Here is a 16,699-nt window from a genome sequence, read left to right on the forward strand (position 1 = left end):
AAATATATGGCCATTCGCCCATCCGGAGGAACGTAGACCCCAACCGCCTCGGTGCCCCACGGGGTGGGTCAGTTTCCGGCGAGCAGGTGTTCCTGCCGGGCCTGGACCAGGCCGCGCCAGGCGGAGCGGACGTCGTCCTCGCTGCGGGTCCAGCGGGTGGTCGAGAGCTCGGGGAGGGGGAGGCCAGCCATGAAGTGGGCGATGTCGGTGAAGTAGGCGAAGTCGCCGGTGGCGGTGAGCGTGCGGAGCCGGTCGATGGTGGCGGCCAGGTCTGGGTCCTCGTCGCGGGCGGCGTGGTGGAAGGCGAGGGCGAGCTCAACGAACCGGTGGAGGAAGGGGAGCCCCGCGGCCTCGATGTCGGTCCGCAGGCTCTCGGCGCGGGTGGTGACGTCGCTGGTTCCGGCGTCCTTGATCAGGGCGACGACCTGGGCGAGAAGGGTGTTGGAACGCTGGTCGAGCCCGTCGAGGAGCTGGTGGGCGAGCGCGAGCTCGTCGGCGGCCCGGGCGGGGTCGGCGAAGGAGACGGCGAGGGCGAGACGGACCTGCATCATGGCGCGCTCGCCGGCGGCCCCGTGCTGTTCTGCCTCGGCACGGCCGGCTTCGAAGGCGGCGACGGCGGACGCGGTGTCGGCCTGGGACCAGTGGATGTCGCCGAGGACGCGGTGGTGGCGGCCCTTCCAGCCCAGGGTGGGGACGGCGGCCAGGGCGGTGGGGAAGTCGCCGGCGAGGCGGGCCAGGTTGGCCAGCGCGCGGCGGGCCTTGACGGCGAGGCGGCCATCGGCGTCGGCGACCTGCTGCATGCCGGTGCGGGCGGCGTCGTTCTGGCTGAGGTCCTTGTGGGCCTTGGCCCGGTAGTACAGGGCCATCTCGGTCAGCTCGGCGGGCAGCAGGCCGGTGTCGAGAACGGCGGTGAGGCGGTCAGCGGTGCGCTGGCGGTGCTCGCGCTGGCGGCGGGCGATCGCGGTGAGGAGCTCGGCCACGGCATCGGCCGGAGTGTCCGGAGCCTCGGTGTCGGCGGCCAGGGCGAGGGGTTCCCAGACGGAGTCGTCGGTGTAGACGAAGGCGGCCTCGATGAGCCAGCCCAGGCCAGTCAGGCCGTGGTCGCGGGCCAGGCGCAGGCCCTGGCGAAGGCACGCGACCAGCAGCATGCGGCTCGGGGCGAGGGCGGCGGCCTTCGTCCACTGGTCGCCGAGGGCGGCCAGGGCGCGGGTGGCGGCCTGGTGCCAGTCGGCGGGTGTCCAGCGGTCGTCGCTGTGTTCGTCGTCGCGTACGGCGCTGCGGATCGCGCGGTGCAGGTGGTAGGGCCACAGCGCGTACGGGTTCTCGGTGACCAGGGGCCGCTCGACCAAGCGGCGGGCCAGGGCCTGCTGGGTGAGGCCGGCGGTTCGGGTGGCCAGCTCGAGGTCGAAGGCGTCCAGGAGGCTGACGGAGCGCAGCAGGTGGCGTTCTTCGGGCGTGAGGTCGGAGAGGGTGCGGGCGAGGAGGGCGGGGAAGGTGCAGTCGAAGTCGGCCGCGGTGGGGGTGCGGCCGGTGCGGCGGATCTCCAGGAAACGGGAGACGGCGAGGTCGAGGTGGAGCGGCAGGCCGTGGGAGCGGGCGGTGATCGCCGCGCGGATGTCGGCGGCGATGAGGGGCTGGCCGTCCTGGACCAGGCGGCGGGCGAGGTGGGCCTCGCAGTCCTCGGGGGAGAGGTCGCCGATCAGGAACTGCCGGGCGCCGGAGCTGGCTGCCCGGGGCTGCGGGACCGTCAGGGAAGAGGGAGCAGCGGCCAGGCCGGGCCAGGCGGTGGGGCCGGTCCAGTCGAGCTGGCCGTGGAGCGCGGGGTCGGCCCACTGCAGGCGGCTGCGGCCGCCGATGACGAAGAAGGCATTGGGCAGGAGCCAGACCAGGCGTTGCAGCAGCCGCTCGAAATCCCGGTGGCGATCCGCAGTGTCCTCGAAGGTGTCCAGCAAGACCACCGGGGTGAGCCGCTTCTTCGCGGGCAGCTGGTCCAAATCCCAGGCCAGCAGGTGCGGGTAGTACGACAGCGCCTCCAAGTCCGGGGTGGCTTCCAGCAGGGCCGCCGTCCGGGTCGCGCCGGCCAGGGCCCGGGCACGTTCCTGGCGTTCGCGCAGCGCCGACACGAGCGCGGTGGTGAGCTGGCCGGCCGCAGAGCCGACCAGGCCGGGCAGCGCCAGGGCGGCGGCGACCTCACCGACTCCGGCCTGCAGCTGGCCGGGCAGCAGGTTGGCGAAGCGGCCCGCCAGCCCGGAACGCCGGACGTACTCGTCCAGCGGCTCACCGGGGTGCACGTGTTCCCAGTAGTGCCGCAGAGCCACGTCGAAGGACGGCACCGTGCGGTGCAAGGCCCCGGCGAGCGCGAGGCGGATCGTCAGGATGACCCGCTCGAAGTCCGAGCCGGTCGACGCGGCCCGCGACAGGTCGATCCGGATGGGCAGGACCCGGTCCGTCCAGGTGGGCGCGCCCCACTGCTCGGGGCGGTGCTCGGCGGCGGTGAGCGCGGCCTCGATCTTGCGCAGCAGGGTCGACTTCCCGATCCCGCCGACTCCGTGGAAGACGATCACGTTGGTGCGGGGCGCTTCGAGGTCCTCCACGTCGATGGACCCGCCGGCGACGCGGCGCAGGTGCTCCTCCAGCGCGGCGGCCACCACGGCCCACTGGTGGTTGCGGTCGGTGAACGCCTCCGCGACGTCGAACGCCGACGGGTCGTTGGAGCTGAACAGCGCACGCAGGTTGTCGGCCATGGTCCCCCCACAGGTGATCGTCCAGGCCCCAACTTATGCCGCTCGGCGGCCCTTCGAGGACACTCCGGTCGGCACGTCCGGTGCACGCTGGTGGTGGACTGGATATCGGCCACGGCCGACAATGATCCTTTTGTCGTCATCCCTGTGAAGGTTGGTTCCCGTGCACGATCCGGCATCCTCCTCAAGCTCCTGCGAGCCGGCCGATGCGGTCAGCCCGCAGGCCCCCGCGGACGTGGTGGAGGAGGTGATGGCCTGGTACACCCGCGCACTCCTGGCCGAGCGCCGCGCCTCCCACTCCGATCCGGAGCGCCTGGAGGACCTGCTCGCCCGGCGGCAGGAGTGCCTGCGCGACCGGGCGCGGCTGGAGGAAGCCGACGCAGAGGAGATCGCCCGTATTACCGCGTCCTACGCGGCCCGGCTGAAGGAGCTCGAGGCCACCGGCTTGTAGCCGTCGTCGTTGCGAGCCCGCGGCAGAGGGAGGGCAGCCACGGCCGTGGGACCGGAAAGACGACGCGGCTGGAGATGGGCGGGCATCAGCGCCCGCGCCAGGCGCGCGATCTGCTCGATGTCGTGGCGGTAGTGCGGCAGCTCGGCGCGCAGGCGGCGCTGGAGGGCCCAGAAACGTGCCGCCTCCTGGGAGGTGTAGGGGCGCCTCTGCTCGTCGAGCAGCGCCTTCACGGCCCCCGCCGGCCGCGCCCAGGAGCCCTGAGGCGTGAGGTCGTTGCGGTAGAGGACGGTGCCGTCGCGCCTCCACACCATGACGGAGTCGGCCACCGCCTGCTGCTCGGCCGCGGCGACCGCGTCGGCGAGGACGGCGAAGTGGTGGTCGTGCCCGGCCGCGGTGGTGAAGCGGCCGTGGCCGCCCAGCCTGTTCACGTCGGCGCAGCGCACTGCGGTGCCCTGCCGGGAGTCCGCCGCCCGTACGGCCAGCACCACCAGCTCCACCCGGTAGCCCGCCCGCCGGTAGGCCATCGCGCCCTCCACGAAGCCGGCCGCGCTACCCGGAGCGATCTCGATCGTCACATCCCCGCGCCGCTCCCGTACGGCCGCCTCGGCCATCGCCTGCCAGGCCCGGTAGTCCGCCCGGATGCGTTCGCCGGCCGTGCGCGGCTCCTCGCGCAGCAAGTCGTAGTAGTCCGGGTGCGACGCCTTGAAGAAGTCGCCGCTGATGTGTGTGGGCCGACCACGCAGGGCCCGGCGCAGCACCCGGGCCGCGGTCGTTTTCCCGGAGCCGGGCTGCCCCAGTACATACACCGCGACCGGCCGCTCCTGCGGCGTGATGTCCTGAAGGAGGGACGGGGCGATCAGCGTGTCGAAGATCCAGCGGTGTTCCTCGGCGGAGAGCCGGTGGTAGTCGACGCCCGGCGCCTCCCGGCGGGCCTGCGCACCACGTCGCAGCGGTTCGGCCAGCGCGGCCGCGCGCTCGCCGTCGCGCCGCACTGCCAGGGCCCAGTCCTCGGGCAGCCGCGGATCGTGCGCCCGCCGGTCGGCATCGGCGAGCTGGCGGCGGAAGGCGCCGGTCTCCGCCGCACTCCACGGACGTAACCGCTCACCCAGCAGCGCCTCGCGCGCACCGGCCGGCTGCCGCCAGCTGCCATCGGGCTCGCGCTCGTTGGCGTACAGGACCTCGCCGGCACGCCGGACGACGACGACCCGGTCGGCCAAATGTCCGGCCTCGACCTCTGCCAGGGCCGTGGGCAGCGCGGCCGCGCAGGCGTCGTGGTTGTCCCACCCCACATACCGGGCCCGGCCCTCCTCGGCCAGGCGCAGGTACCGGTCCAGCACACCGAGCTGGGACACGGCCTCCGGCACGGCCAGGGCCACCACCTCCACCCGGTAGCCGGCCGCGCGGTAGACGGCGAGCGTGGCCAGCCACCCGGCCGGGTCGGCCAGGGCCTCCTCCGCCACCACATCGAACCGGCGGCCGCGGGCGTGGGCTTCGACCTCGGCCTGCCAGCGGTAGGTCTCCGGCCGCACCCGCACCCCGGCCGTCCGCACGTCCTCCGACAGGAAGGTGTTGTAGTGCGGGTGCAGGGCCTTGTAGGTGTCCCGGTCCACCCGCACCGCGCCGCCCCGCTGTTCGAGGGCAGCGTGCACGAGGTCCATCACCAGCGTCTTGCCGCTGCCCGCCTGCCCGGCCACGAACACCACCACCGGGTGCTCCTGCGCCACCGCGCCCGCGGTCAGCTGCGGCACGATCACCTCGGCGAGCAACCCGCCGTACTTCTCCACCAACGTCTCCCGGCCGCGTTCGAGCTCTGCTGTCTCCTCCGTGCCCGTTCTGGTCCGCCGCGGCGGACCAGAACGGCCGCAGCGCCGCTACTGGGCGTCCAGTTCCCGGCGCAGCTCGTCCAGCGTTCGGCCGTCGCCCTCGATGTGCCACAGGGTCCAGCCGTTGATGACGTTGCCTGTGACAGCTTCCGCCGCCTTCGACGGGGAGGGGAAGGGGGAGGGGTGGCCGTCGACGATGAGCTGGCCGTCGGCGGTTACGACGGCGCGGCCCGACCGGTTGGCGCGACGCTGGTGGAAGGTGAGGACGGTGTCCGGCTTGAGCAGGCCGGCCTGCATCAAAGCGGCGAGCGGCCCGTGCGGGATGACGGGCGCGGCCGTTGCGCCATCGGATCCGCCGCCGAGGGACAGGGTGACGTGGATCGTGTCATCGCCGCTCGCGCTCGTGAGCCGGGCGATCACGGCGGGGTCGAAGTGGATGCTGAGCGTGGCCATGCGTTCTCCTGCCGTCGGGTGGCCCCAGGGCCTGTTTCGCTGACTTCCGCTTCGATTTTAAGCGGCATAAGCAACTCAGGTCAACTCTAGTGCTCAGCAGTTCAGCAGAACTCCGAGAAGGAGTAGGTAGCCGCTGGAGCTCTGGCGCAACACGCGGCGCAACGCCGGGCTGCAACGCGCCTGTGTTGCGGCCCGACCTGCACGAACGCCCGTTGCGCGACTTACCGGCCCGCGTGTTGCAATCCCACTGATGCGCGATTCATGCGCGATTAAGTGCGCGAATCAATGCGCGATCGGGTATGCTGTCCATTGGAGGTGACCTCTGTGTCCACTGAGAACGAGCTGTTCAGCGCCGTGGATGCGCTGCTGGAGCAAGTCGCACAGGACGACCTGCCGGCCCCGGCGGAGCGCAAGCGTCTGCGGGAGGCGGCGGGCCTGAGCCAGGCGCAGATCGCGAAGGCGCTGGACGCCCGCCGGGAGGCGGTGGGGAACTGGGAGACCGGGAAGACCGAGCCGCGGCCGCCGAAGCGCGCCGCGTACGCCCGGCTCCTGGAGGGCCTCGCCGCCCGCTTCCCCGCCCCGGCCGCCGACGCGCCCGTCCCGGCCCCGGCGCCGATCGTGCCGGAGGCGTTCACCGGCCCCGCCCCTGCGCCCGTTCCCGCCCCGGCGGCCGAAGCGCCGGCGCCCCCGGCCCCGGCTGCTTCCGTGCGACCGGCGCCCGCCGTGAAGCCCGCCGCGTCGTCACGGCGCCCGGGTGCGAAGAAGGCGGTGGCGAAGAAGACCACGGCGTCCGCAGCCGCCGTCGACCCGCGCTTCGAGAACGGTCCGCTCGCCGTCATCGACGTCGACACCGACGGGCAGGTCTCCGCGTACTGCGTCGGCGGCCTGGTCCTGGACGTGCCCGCCAAGACGATCCCGGCCCTGGTCGACTGGACGCTGGCGGAGGCGAAGCTCGGGCAGGCCCGTCTGCACCGCAACGGCCGCGACGCCGACCCGATCCTCGTGCTGACCGCCTCCGCGCTGGAGCGCTTCGGTCTGCCCGCCGCCCTGTCGGAGGAGGAGCGCCGCGCGGGCCGGCTGGCGTCCGGGCACAAGGTGGTCAAGCAGATCGAGCGCGCCGGGCTCCAGATGACCCAGCGCGGCTTCGGCCCGTGGGCCCGGCTCTACCGCGACCCCGAGGGCTCCCGGCGGCGCTGCGTCCAGCTGTGCGTCCTGCCGTGGGACGCGCTGAACACCCGGGAGTGGGGCAAGAAGGACCGCCCGGAGCTGCTGCTGACGATGCACCCGGCCGACCTCGCCCGCTACCTCGGCCTGTACGCGGCCCGGGTGATGACGCCGCGCGGCTCCACCGCGACGACCGGCCTGGAGCTGATGACTGCGTTGCGCCCGCCGACCCGTGCGGAGAAGGACCCGGCGACCGGCGAGTTCAAGCGGGCCTTCAACGACGACGCCCTCACTCAGGTGTACCCCGTGGTGGAGTGCGAGGTCCCCGACGAGCACCCGATCCTCAAGGACAAGTTCGCCCGGCACCACCTGCGCACCCCGGCCGAGATGCTGATGGAGGAGCCCTACGACTGGTGCCGGCCGCTGACCGACGAGGAGTGCGCCAACCCGTACCTGGTCGTCGTCGACATCAACATGAGCTTTGCCGCGGCCGCGAACGGGCTCACGGTCGGGCTGAATGGGCCGACCCACCTGACCGGCAACCCGAAGTTCGACGCGTCACTGCCCGGCTCCTGGCTGGTCGACCTGTCCCACGTCGACCTCTCCCGCGTTCGCATCAACGGCCGCACCGTCGACGGCGACCGGCTCCCCTCGCCGTTCACTCCGACCGGCGAGCGCCCGACCGGCCCGGCCTGGTACTCCACGCCGACCGTCGCCTACGCGGTGGAGCTCGGCTTCGACGTCGCGCCGATCGAGGCGTACGTGCGCACCCAGAGCGGCCGCTACCTGGACTCCTGGTACAAGCGGCTGCGCGACGCGTACGTGGAGACGATGGCCGACATGGGCGTCACCACCGACCTCCAGGGCGAGGAGTTCCTCGAGGCGATGGCGCGGCGCAAGCAGACGGACCCGACGATGGCGCTGCTGGAGACCGCGATCAAGGCCACGGCCAAGGGCGCGATCGGCAAGCTGCGACAGCGTTCGCGGGGTCAGGTGCCGTACTACGAGCCCTACCCGGCGCTGGAGCGGGTGAACTGGCGCCCGGACATCCGGGCCGCCGTGCTCGCCAGCCAGCGCACCGGCCTGCACCGCAAGTTGATGAAGACGGCGGCCGCCGCCGACCTGTACCCGACCTCCATCGGCACCGACGCGATCGTCTACCCCTCGCCCGGCCCGTCCCCGCTGGACGTCCTGCCGACCACGCCTGAGGGCAAGCCGGTGCCCGGCGGCTTCCGGCTCGGCGTCTCGCCCGGCATGGTCAAGCACCAGGGCACCCAGACCGTCCTGTGGGCGGAGCAGCAGTTCGAGGAGCGCGGCGGCGTCTTCAACATCTCCAACCTGATCAAGACCGCCGACCCGACGGCCGGAGAAGGGGAGTAGACCGTGGTGGACTCGCTCGGGGACAGCCTGGACCGCGCACTGGAGAAGGCGTTCACCCGCCCCGCTCCCAAGAGCGCCCAGGCCCAGATGAAGTACCTCGTCAAGCAGCTCAAGGGCACCAACGCCGTCGCTCAGGCCCTCGGGATCTCCCAGCGCACCGTCGAGCGGTATGTGACGGGCAAGATCAAGCGGCCCCGCCAGGACCTGCGCGCCCGCCTGGAGGCCGAGGTGAAGAAGAGGTGGCAGCCACAGGTCCGCGCGAAGGCGAGGCAGAAGGCGGCGACCACGACCGGGCTGGTCGTCTCCACCCGCGCCCGCTTCGGCTTCGAAGCCGCCGGGGGCACGACCGACGACGCCCGGATCCGGGACATCACCCAGGCCCTGCCGCCCGAGTACGCCGACCAGCTGTTCACCGCACGGGAGCAGGGCGCCGGCGAGGACCAGCTCCGGCAGATCGCCGCCGACGGCCTGGCCAGGATGTACTTCCGCGCCAACAACAGCAGGGCCCACGGCCTGGACGTGGAGTTCACCGACGTGGAGCGGCTCGACATCGACCTGTAGGCCGGCCCCTGCAGAAACGCCGCGCACCCCGGCATTGGAGCTGCCGGGGTGCGCGGCGTTTCGCATCCTACGGAAAGCCCGCCACGGTCAGGCCGTACGCGCGGCACGGCGGCGTGCCCACCAGGACAGGCGCGGCGCGGTGACGGCGTTGACGGCCCGGCCGAACGCCTCCAGCGCGGCCTCCAGGCGCGCGGTGTTCTCCACGTCCGACAGGGCGTTCAGCAGCTGCTCGGTGGCGGTGACGACGGCCGGGTCGGAGGAGCGCATGAGCGGGGCGGCGGCGGTGGCGGCCCGGGTGAGCGGCTCGCGCACGGCGGCCACGGTCTGCTTGGTCGCCACCCGCTCCCGGCTCAGCAGCTCGGCCGCGCGCCCGAAGCCCACGAGCCCGCTCTGCGCGTCGGTGCCGCCGGCGATCCGGGCGCGGGCGGCACCGCCGGCGAAGGCGAGCACGGCCAGCAGGAACGTCCGGCCTCGCTCGGCCGGCCCCTCCCACAGCAGTCGGTTGGTGGTGGCCGCGCTCTGCAGTTCCGTCACCGCCACCGTCATCGCATCCGCCTGCACCCGCAGGGCGCCGATCTCGGCCTGTTGCTCCTGGCGGTTGCGGGAGCGGTTGGTCAGCCATGCCGCCAGGACGGCGATGAACGCCCCCGAGACGAGCGTGCTGGCCAACTCGATCAACTTGTCCATCCCCACAGGCTGGCCTCGCGCCGGCCCCGGCGTCCGGGCCGTTGCGCACCTGACGCACAACCCGCACCCTCCCGTTGCCGATCAGGAGCAGCAGCGGCGGCCGGGACGCCGTAAGGCCCCGCCCTGCGCTACTGCGCTGGTGCGGGGCCTCACACGCGTATCCGTGGGGGACGGAGTTCACGCGTCGACGTGTCCAACGCCGACGGCCCACGCGCCGTCACGGGCCCGCGGGAGAGGCGGTTGCCCTGGTGCATAAGCTCTCGGGCATGAGCGAGGAGAGCCTGCACGAGATCCTGGGCGACATCGAGCGGTCGGTCCGTGACTTCACCGGCGCCGAAGCCGCCCTCGCGGAAGCCGAGCAGTGGCGCGACCACACCCGCCAGGCCGTGCTGGACCAGGTCGAGCGACTGCATGCCGAGGTGGATGCCGTCCACGCCCCCGAGCTGATCGGCGTGCTCAGGCACCTGTACTGGCAGCAGCCCGGTATCCACGGACGCCCCCTCGCAGAGGCCGCCGGCCTCAACCTCCACGACATGCTTGCCGCGATCGGCCCGGCGCCGTCGGGGATCCTGTGCGCCGATTGCGGCACGGAACTGCTGCGCACCAGCCGCTCGTGGACGCCGCCGGCCCGGTATGGGCCGCCGCTGTGCCCGGACTGCATCAGCCAGGAGCGCGACGCACAATGGCCGCAGTATGGGGTGGAGCGCCTGCGGACCCGCATCGTCGCCGGGGCCCTGGTGCAGGCGCGAGCCATGGACTGGCGCGCCGCCGCCGAGCTGGTGCTCGCCTTTCCGCCGCTGTCCCAGGGGGTTGGCCGCGGCACCGTCGCAGACCAGCAGGACGGCGTCTGGCGCGGTTGGGAGAACGCCCGGGTGATCCGCAACCGCCTGATCGCGGCGGCCGCCGACGGTGACGACACCGTGGGCGTCGCCGTCGACGAGGCGCAGCTGCTGGTGGAGACCGCGTTGCAGGTCGCCGACTGGGACACGGCCCGAACCCGCGACATCGTCGACCCGATCACCCATGAACCGGCGCTCGCCCTACTCACCCGGTTGAAGCGCGAGGTCCGCGCCACCGCTCAGGCCGCCCGGGAGCGCGCGGACGCCGCGTACCCCGAGGGCTACGAGTTGAGCGAGGACGAGGAGTCCGAAGCCTGGCGCGGCACCGGCGGCTAGGTCCTGTCTCCTTGATCGTCTACAGGCCGGGGTACGCGCGAGAGGTCGGCGACCACCGGGCGGAGCACCTGGCCCAGGCCGGCCAGTTAGGCGCCCCGAGGCGACGAACGGCCCCCGCACCGCGGGGGCCGTTGTGGTGTCCGGACACTGTCCGGGCTGTTCAGCGTGTTGTCCGGCGTTGTCGGGGTGTCCGGTGACGTCTGGCTTCAGACGTCACCGACGAGACGATGCCTAGTATCGGAAGCTGTAGTACGCGGTCCAGTTGTAGGTGGCGAACCCAGGGCCGATCACAGTCCTGGAGCCGGAGCATCCGAACTCGGTGTACACGGTGAGCGTTTCCCCTGTGTTGTTGTGGGGCTTGAAAGCGACCGTGTTGCCACCGAAGTTGCTGCACGTGCCACTCGGCGGGTTTCTCCACGTCCACTGAGTTCCATAGTCTCCCTGCCAGGTCAGAGTGCCGGTGGCGGCCTGGGCGTTGGTGGACAAGCCGACAACCAGCATGGCCGCGGCCGCCACGGGCGCGGTGACCGAGCAGGTCTTTTTGACCAACTTCCCGAGAGCCATAAGAGTCCTCTGTTCGCACGGTTCCCCAATCGGGGATCGGCGGCAAGAAGATCACAAGGCTCCGGTTCACAGGGGTCGCTTCGCCGAAATGTCCACCCGTTTGACCTAATGGGCGCCGGCCTGACGCCCGACGTTGACCAAAGAGACAGAACCTCAGGGCTGATCTCCCCGGCCGCGGCAGGCGGCCGGGGACGCCAGGGCCGGTCCGCCGGGGACGGGCCCGGCCTCGCACGAGTGCCCATCAGCGCCGTCCTCTGTCCACAGCCCCACTCCGATGGGGTGTTCGTATGACTGATGAGGAGAAGGCACAGCAGGAGGCTCGGACGCGCTCCAAGCTCATGGAGGGCCTCGCCCGCGCGGAGCGCGCCCTTTTCACCCGGCCCGCGCCGAAATCGCCGCGAGCCCAGATGAAATTCCTTCGCACGCGGGAGAAGGGCTCCACCAAGAGTCTGGCGGAGCGCCTGGGCGTCTCCCGCAAGACCGTGCAGCGCTACCTCTCGGGCGAGTCCACCAAGCCGAACAAGCGCCTCCACCAGGCGCTGGCGCAGGAGACCGAAGCGGAGTGGCAACCGCAGGTCAGGGCACGTGCGAGGCAGCGCGCCGCGTCTTCGGGCGGGATGGTCATCTCGTGCCGGGCGTACTTCGGCCTCGGCCCGGAAGGCACCTCGGACGCGGGCCGGGTCCGGGACATCCAGGTCGCCGTCAGCCCCTCCCACGCGGCCGCCATCATCGCCGCGCAGGAGGAAGGTGCGACGGAGAGAGATCTGCATGACGCGGTCGCGGAGGCCATCGCGGACGCCTATTTCCGTCAAGGCGGTGGCGGCCGCGCGGGCCTGGAGGTGAAATTCGCGGACGTGGAGTGGTTGAACATCAAGTTTTAGCAGCGCGTAATTCGAGCTTGCGGTAGACCTGTGTGACCGGCCTGCCGAAGCGCATTACCGGCCGGGCCCTCATTTCCGTATCCGAGCTGAAAGCGAGTCCTGATGAACACGTCCGACGGGTGGCGGCGGCGCCGTGTCCCCGAGGCCCGCGGCCGCGCCGGCGCCCCGCGCACACCGATCGACTATGCGAAGGTCGGCCGGTCCTCGGTGCGGCGCCGCGCGCGGGGCATGACGCCCAGCGAGGCAGTGGAGGCACTCGGGGAGGCCGAACTCCACGCGCACCTCGACCGCCGCGACGAAGCGGCGGCCGACGACGGCGGCCGTCGCGAAGCCGAGCTCACCGAGTGGCGGCGCATCGTGCAGCTGCTCGCCACGACCGGCGGCCCCTACGACCCGGACGCCGACGCGGTCGTCCAGGAGGAGCTCGCCGAAGACCGGCGCCGCGAAGAAGCCGCTCGGCAGCACCGCCAGGCACGGCAGCAGGTGGCCGACCGAGCCGACGAAATGGCGGCCCTCGCCGGGGCCGGCCGACTCGATCGGACCGTGGCGAGCCGGGCCGGGGACGAAGCCGCCCGCGAGCTCCTGGCCGACCGCGACGACTACTACACCGGGGCGGTCGACGACTGGCTCGCCCATGCCCTCGCCGCCCACCACGGCCACTACGCCGGCGCGGACGCCCGCATGGCCGCCGCCACCCTGTTGCCCCCAGCAGTGCGAGCCCGCGCCGCGCTGCTCACAGCCCTCGCCCGCACCGGCGCCCCGGTCGACGGCGACCTCGAGTTCGTCGGGCGCCTCGCCCAGGCCGACCCGCGCGCCACGACCGCGCTCGCCGCGTGGCTCGACAACGCGGCCGCAGTGAAGGGCGGCACGGCGTGAGCGCGGCGGACGAGGTGGTGGTGGCCACCTGGAGCGAGCACAGCGAGATCGGCCACCACTACGAGGACCTGCTCGCCGACGGCTCGGTCATCTCCTGGACGGAGCCGCCCTTCGGCGAGACGCTCTACCCCGGCGACGACGACCCCGACTACAACCCGATCTGCGACTGCCCCGGGCAGTGGCCGCGCCAGTTCTGCATGGAGTGCGCCGGCTGCGCCGCCTGCGGGCAGTGCACCGGCCCGCATGTCTGGCCGCCGCTCCCGAGTTCGGGCTGACCCGCCGGAGGTGCAACGCGCCCTGCAACACGGGCTGCAACACGCCGGGCGCCGACAGCCCATGTTGCTGGTCTGACCTGCGGCAACGCGCACATCTCCAAGGCGAACGGCCGTGTTGCACCGTGCGTTGCACCCCTTCGGCAGACCACGCCCCGGGGCGTGTCACGCTGACAGAGGGTAAGCGTGACACCAGCTGTCACGCTCCCTCGGAAAAGTGTCACACCGCCTCGAATGCGTCCCTATATGTCCGCTTTCTGGAGTCCGTAGGCCCCCTCCAGGCGGGATTCGCGGGCGGAGCGTGACACATAAGAGTTGAACTCCCGCGACCCGGCGAGCAGTACGGAACGTAGTCGCGGTTCCCGGTGCCGCCGACAAGGAGCACCGGGCAGCCGGACCGGATTGGACGGATCGGGGCCCGGTGAACCGCCCCGGCGATACCGTGGTGACACACGCCAGAGAGAAGCCCAGGAGCCCCGGATGAGCCAGCAGCCGGCCCCCGCGCCCGCCCGCCAGCCCCTCGACGAGCACGCCGCCGACTCGGTCCGCGCGTACGCGGCCGCGGAGCGCGCCAAGACGGACGTCCTCGCCTCGGTCCTGGAGGACATCGCCGCCAACGGCTACCCCTCGCCGGAGTCCGGCGTGCCGTGGGAGACCGCCCGCGACGCCCACCTCGCCCGTCTCGCTGACGAGCAGCCGCGTGTCGCCTGACCACGGCGCGCGCCGCTCGCGCGTCATCATGGTCGAGCCCGCGCTCACCCAGCTGGCGAAGCTCACCGCGAGCGAGACGCACCGCCTGGACCGCGCGATCGTCGCCATCAGCGTCAACCCGGAGCTCGGCACCGAGGTGCCCGGCACCCTGCTGCGCGACTACTCGGACGAGGTCGACGGAGTCCGCGTCATCTACTTCGTCACCGCCCTGAGAACCATCACGATCGTGGCGTACGTCGAAGCCTGACCGGGCGGCCCTGCGCGGACCAAGCTGTGGGGGCGGGCGGCTAAGGCAGCTTCGTCTCCGGGATCTTGATGCGCGGGTGCTCTTCAGCCGGCACCCATCGGCCCTGAGTTCGAACGGGCCAGATCATCCACCGCTGCCCTCCGGCGCGGCATCGCGGACGAAGGCTTCGCCAACTCCACTGCCACCGCTCCCAGGCCGGGAACTCGTCATTGGCCAGCGCCCGGGCGTCGATGCGTTCCCCGAACATCCGGTACGGGCGCAGCCTGATCCAGGTGATCTCCATGTAGACCTTCCCGGTCTTGGGGAAGAAGACGATGAACTCGATCGGCTTTGACCCGACGCTCATCGTCGGTCGGTACAGGCTGCGGCGCTCCGCAGCCTCCCGTGCGTCCTCGTCCTTCTCAGGCTTCCCGACGTGCATTGCCCCAGGAGCCGTCACCCGCACGGTGTGGACGACCGCTGTGCCTACCGCGTACACGGAGAACGTTGCCTGCTTGCGTCGGTAGGTCTTCTTGCCCGTGGGGAGCGTTTCGTCCGCCCCCAGATCCCTGGACACGTGCACGTTCCAGCCGTGCTGCGGGCGATCGAACCACTCCCAGCGGGCCACGGCGAGGGAGGCAAGGGCTGCCAGACCAGCGAGAATCAGAGTCCATAGGTCCATCTCTGGAACGTAAATCCCTGTGCTCCCCGGCACCAGGCGAGTATCCGGAGGATGCTCCGGATACCGCCGGAGAGTGATGACATTCGGTGTCGGCCCTGGACGCCGCCTGGCTGGTGCTCAGGTAGCGAGGCGTGCCCGGCTCCCGCTCGATCCCCGACATCTGGCTTCCTCGCGTCGCGCGGCGGGGTCCGCGCCCGCAGTCGCGGATCAGCGTGCCAGGCCCTCCCCGAACCCGGTGTCGAGCCGTGAGATCTATGAGGCTCGCAGGGCGTTTCCCCAGGTAGACGGGGTGAACTGTGAGGCTGTGAGCCTCTGAGGCGGAGCTCGCGCCCATGCTTCCGCACGCCCTGGACCCGCCCGCCGGCCCGGAGGACGATGGAGTCGTGGGTGAGCGCGACGAGGACCAGGAGCACGGTGTCGAACCGGCGCGGCCGCCGCTCACCGAGGCCCGCGCCCGGGAGATGACGGCCGGGCTGCACGAGGCGATGGACGACGTCCGGCGCTCCGTGGCGGTCCTCGCCGCCCGGGTCCGCGACGCGCACGCCGCTCGCGTCTGGGTGCCGCTCGGGCACAGCAGCTGGGAGTCGTACTGCCGGGCGGAGTTCCACATCGGCCGCGCGCACGCGTACCGGCTCCTCGACGTCGCCCGTGCCCTCGCCGCGATCCACGGCGCCGTCACTGCCGGCACCGAGACGTCTCGCACGCGAGACACCGGCCCGTCGACCGCGGCCGCGCTCGACTACGGCCTGTCCCAGCGCGCCCTGATCGCCGTCTCCAGCCGCGCGGACGTCGTCGCTGAGCTGATCACCCGCCGACTCGCCAAGCTCGCCCACAGCGGCCTCCAGGCCCTCGACACCGCCACGGTGCGCGCCGTGGTCCGCCAGGCCGTCCGGGACGTCCGCACCGCCCCGCCACCACCGCCCGCCGATCCGCTGGCGGACCCGGCCGTCGTCGCGCTGCGCGCCGTCGTCGACGACCTCGCCGCCAACAGCCACGCGATCGGGGAGCTCATGCTCGAAGTCGCGCCGCCCTACCTCTCCGACACCGCGGCCGCCGACGTCCTGGCGCTGCTGTGCGACCAGATCGGCGAGCCCCTCGACCACGGCCTCGCCGCCCGCCGCTACGCGATGTCCGGCGACCGCCGCGCCTTGCACGGCACCGTCCTGTGAGCGCCGCTTCCCGGCTGCTGCTGCGAGCCTCACACCCCGTTTCCCCAGGTGGACGGTCTGAGCTGTGAGGCTGGGAGGTGTGAGACGAGGGCCTGAGGCAGCGGCGTGACGCTGCTCCTGGTCGTGCTGCACACGGTCGTCTGCCGCTGCTGCTCGAGGAATCCCGGGCCTGCTGCTCGTCCTCGACACCGTGCTGCTCCAGGTGCTGGCGGTGCTCCACGGAGCAGCACGGGGTGCAGCAGACGTCGCGCAGCATTTGCCTGGGCCCAGGCGGGACAAGGCTGCTGCTCGTGCAGCAGGCCGTGCTGCCCGGGGCAGCACGCGCCGTGCAGCAAACGGTCGTTCGGCTGCTGCACGACGGACCCCTTGTACACGGAAGCGGCGCTGTGCCCCGTCGAAGGGGCACAGCGCCGCTGATCTCGTGTCACCCGGGCGGCCGCCCGGCCGGGCGGCCGGTCAAGCGCTGCGACGCGTAGGCACGGCGGACAGGTGCCGTTGCGGGGCGGGTGGGGCGGGGACCTCCGGCGCGGCCAGGGAGCCGGCCTTGATGGCCTCAGTGGCCTCGCGCAGCGCCTCCTCCATCTCTTCGACTGTGGCGTACCCGGCGAAGTACGGGTGGATGAAGTAGCTGCGGTAGCGGCCCTCGGGCGCAGGACGACGTTCCGCTCGACCAGCTGGCTCATCGCGATCGACGTGCGGTTCTTGCTGAGCCCCACGCGCGCCCGCAGCTCGGCCTGTGAGGCGTTCACCTCGCCGCCGGGGCGCTGGACCTCCATCATCGCGCTGAGCAGGTCGTAGGACGCCTTGGAGAGCTCCAGGCGGTGCAGCTGCGCGAACCCGAGGGTGGCCTGGATCAGCATGCTTGCTCCTCCACGTCGTTGTC

At 72.1% G+C, this 16,699-nt stretch carries 17 protein-coding genes; 11 read left to right on the forward strand and 6 right to left on the reverse strand.

Annotated features, from left to right (window positions below):
- Positions 1-68: 68 nt before the first annotated feature.
- On the reverse strand, positions 69-2,744 hold the full coding sequence (locus tag C0216_RS31125) for an ATP/GTP-binding protein (protein WP_114059110.1): 2,676 nt from the start codon (positions 2,742-2,744) through the stop codon (positions 69-71).
- A 160-nt stretch (positions 2,745-2,904) separates the two neighbouring features.
- Between C0216_RS31125 and C0216_RS31130 the strand changes: the two genes are divergently transcribed.
- A complete protein-coding gene (locus C0216_RS31130; RefSeq protein ID WP_114059111.1) occupies positions 2,905-3,192 on the forward strand; it encodes a hypothetical protein in 288 nt (95 codons plus the stop codon).
- On the opposite strand, the gene C0216_RS31135 is transcribed toward C0216_RS31130, so the two are convergent.
- Complete coding sequence (locus tag C0216_RS31135; RefSeq protein ID WP_246043006.1) at positions 3,150-4,976, reverse strand: zeta toxin family protein; 1,827 nt, start codon at positions 4,974-4,976, stop codon at positions 3,150-3,152. The two genes, C0216_RS31130 and C0216_RS31135, sit on opposite strands and share 43 nt — an antisense overlap.
- A gap of 87 nt (positions 4,977-5,063) precedes the next feature.
- Positions 5,064-5,468, reverse strand: a complete 405-nt coding sequence (locus tag C0216_RS31140; RefSeq protein WP_114059113.1) for a DUF4357 domain-containing protein — start codon at positions 5,466-5,468, stop codon at positions 5,064-5,066.
- A gap of 324 nt (positions 5,469-5,792) precedes the next feature.
- Between C0216_RS31140 and tap the strand changes: the two genes are divergently transcribed.
- Both tap and tpg (C0216_RS31150) read left to right on the forward strand, forming a co-directional pair.
- The gene (gene tap, locus C0216_RS31145; protein WP_114059114.1) at positions 5,793-8,012 is read left to right on the forward strand and encodes a telomere-associated protein Tap; all 2,220 of its coding nucleotides are present in this window, start codon (positions 5,793-5,795) and stop codon (positions 8,010-8,012) included.
- A 3-nt stretch (positions 8,013-8,015) separates the two neighbouring features.
- Positions 8,016-8,573 carry a telomere-protecting terminal protein Tpg gene (tpg, locus tag C0216_RS31150; RefSeq protein ID WP_174250572.1) on the forward strand — a complete coding sequence of 186 codons (558 nt, stop codon included), beginning with the start codon at positions 8,016-8,018 and terminating at the stop codon, positions 8,571-8,573.
- Positions 8,574-8,660: 87 nt separating this feature from the next.
- Here tpg (C0216_RS31150) and C0216_RS31155 read toward each other — a convergent pair whose 3' ends face one another.
- Positions 8,661-9,260, reverse strand: coding sequence for a hypothetical protein (locus C0216_RS31155; RefSeq protein ID WP_114059115.1), 600 nt, complete (start codon positions 9,258-9,260; stop codon positions 8,661-8,663).
- Positions 9,261-9,526: 266 nt separating this feature from the next.
- Between C0216_RS31155 and C0216_RS31160 the strand changes: the two genes are divergently transcribed.
- On the forward strand, positions 9,527-10,435 hold the full coding sequence (locus C0216_RS31160) for a hypothetical protein (RefSeq protein ID WP_114059116.1): 909 nt from the start codon (positions 9,527-9,529) through the stop codon (positions 10,433-10,435).
- Between the two features lie 231 nt (positions 10,436-10,666).
- Here C0216_RS31160 and C0216_RS31165 read toward each other — a convergent pair whose 3' ends face one another.
- The gene (locus C0216_RS31165; RefSeq protein WP_114059117.1) at positions 10,667-10,999 is read right to left on the reverse strand and encodes a hypothetical protein; all 333 of its coding nucleotides are present in this window, start codon (positions 10,997-10,999) and stop codon (positions 10,667-10,669) included.
- A 287-nt stretch (positions 11,000-11,286) separates the two neighbouring features.
- Here C0216_RS31165 and tpg (C0216_RS31170) point away from each other — a divergent pair, with 287 nt between their 5' ends.
- From tpg (C0216_RS31170) to C0216_RS31190, 5 genes are all read left to right on the forward strand, one after another.
- Positions 11,287-11,880, forward strand: a complete 594-nt coding sequence (gene tpg / locus C0216_RS31170) for a telomere-protecting terminal protein Tpg (protein WP_114059118.1) — start codon at positions 11,287-11,289, stop codon at positions 11,878-11,880.
- 102 nt (positions 11,881-11,982) lie between these two features.
- On the forward strand, positions 11,983-12,756 hold the full coding sequence (locus tag C0216_RS34835) for a hypothetical protein (protein ID WP_246043007.1): 774 nt from the start codon (positions 11,983-11,985) through the stop codon (positions 12,754-12,756).
- Complete coding sequence (locus tag C0216_RS31180) at positions 12,753-13,031, forward strand: hypothetical protein (RefSeq protein ID WP_114059119.1); 279 nt, start codon at positions 12,753-12,755, stop codon at positions 13,029-13,031. Before C0216_RS34835 ends, C0216_RS31180 begins: the two co-directional genes overlap by 4 nt.
- A 477-nt stretch (positions 13,032-13,508) precedes the next feature.
- Entirely contained in the window at positions 13,509-13,739 is a 231-nt protein-coding gene (locus C0216_RS31185) for a hypothetical protein (protein WP_114059120.1), read from the forward strand.
- Positions 13,729-13,986 (forward strand): hypothetical protein, encoded by a 258-nt coding sequence (locus tag C0216_RS31190; RefSeq protein ID WP_114059121.1) that lies wholly within the window; start codon positions 13,729-13,731, stop codon positions 13,984-13,986. The genes C0216_RS31185 and C0216_RS31190 overlap by 11 nt, the downstream gene beginning before the upstream one ends.
- 40 nt (positions 13,987-14,026) lie before the next feature.
- Here the strand turns inward: C0216_RS31190 and C0216_RS31195 are convergent, their stop codons facing one another.
- Positions 14,027-14,647, reverse strand: coding sequence for a hypothetical protein (locus C0216_RS31195; RefSeq protein ID WP_114059122.1), 621 nt, complete (start codon positions 14,645-14,647; stop codon positions 14,027-14,029).
- Positions 14,648-15,030: 383 nt separating this feature from the next.
- Here C0216_RS31195 and C0216_RS31200 point away from each other — a divergent pair, with 383 nt between their 5' ends.
- Both C0216_RS31200 and C0216_RS34150 read left to right on the forward strand, forming a co-directional pair.
- Positions 15,031-15,816, forward strand: a complete 786-nt coding sequence (locus C0216_RS31200) for a hypothetical protein (RefSeq protein WP_114059144.1) — start codon at positions 15,031-15,033, stop codon at positions 15,814-15,816.
- Between the two features lie 615 nt (positions 15,817-16,431).
- Positions 16,432-16,614: a hypothetical protein gene (locus C0216_RS34150; RefSeq protein ID WP_216827148.1), complete on the forward strand. Its 183-nt coding sequence runs from the start codon at positions 16,432-16,434 to the stop codon at positions 16,612-16,614.
- Positions 16,615-16,699: the final 85 nt, after the last annotated feature.

The sequence above is a fragment of the Streptomyces globosus genome, from assembly GCF_003325375.1.
In the GTDB taxonomy this organism is placed as follows: Bacteria; Actinomycetota; Actinomycetes; order Streptomycetales; family Streptomycetaceae; genus Streptomyces; species Streptomyces globosus_A.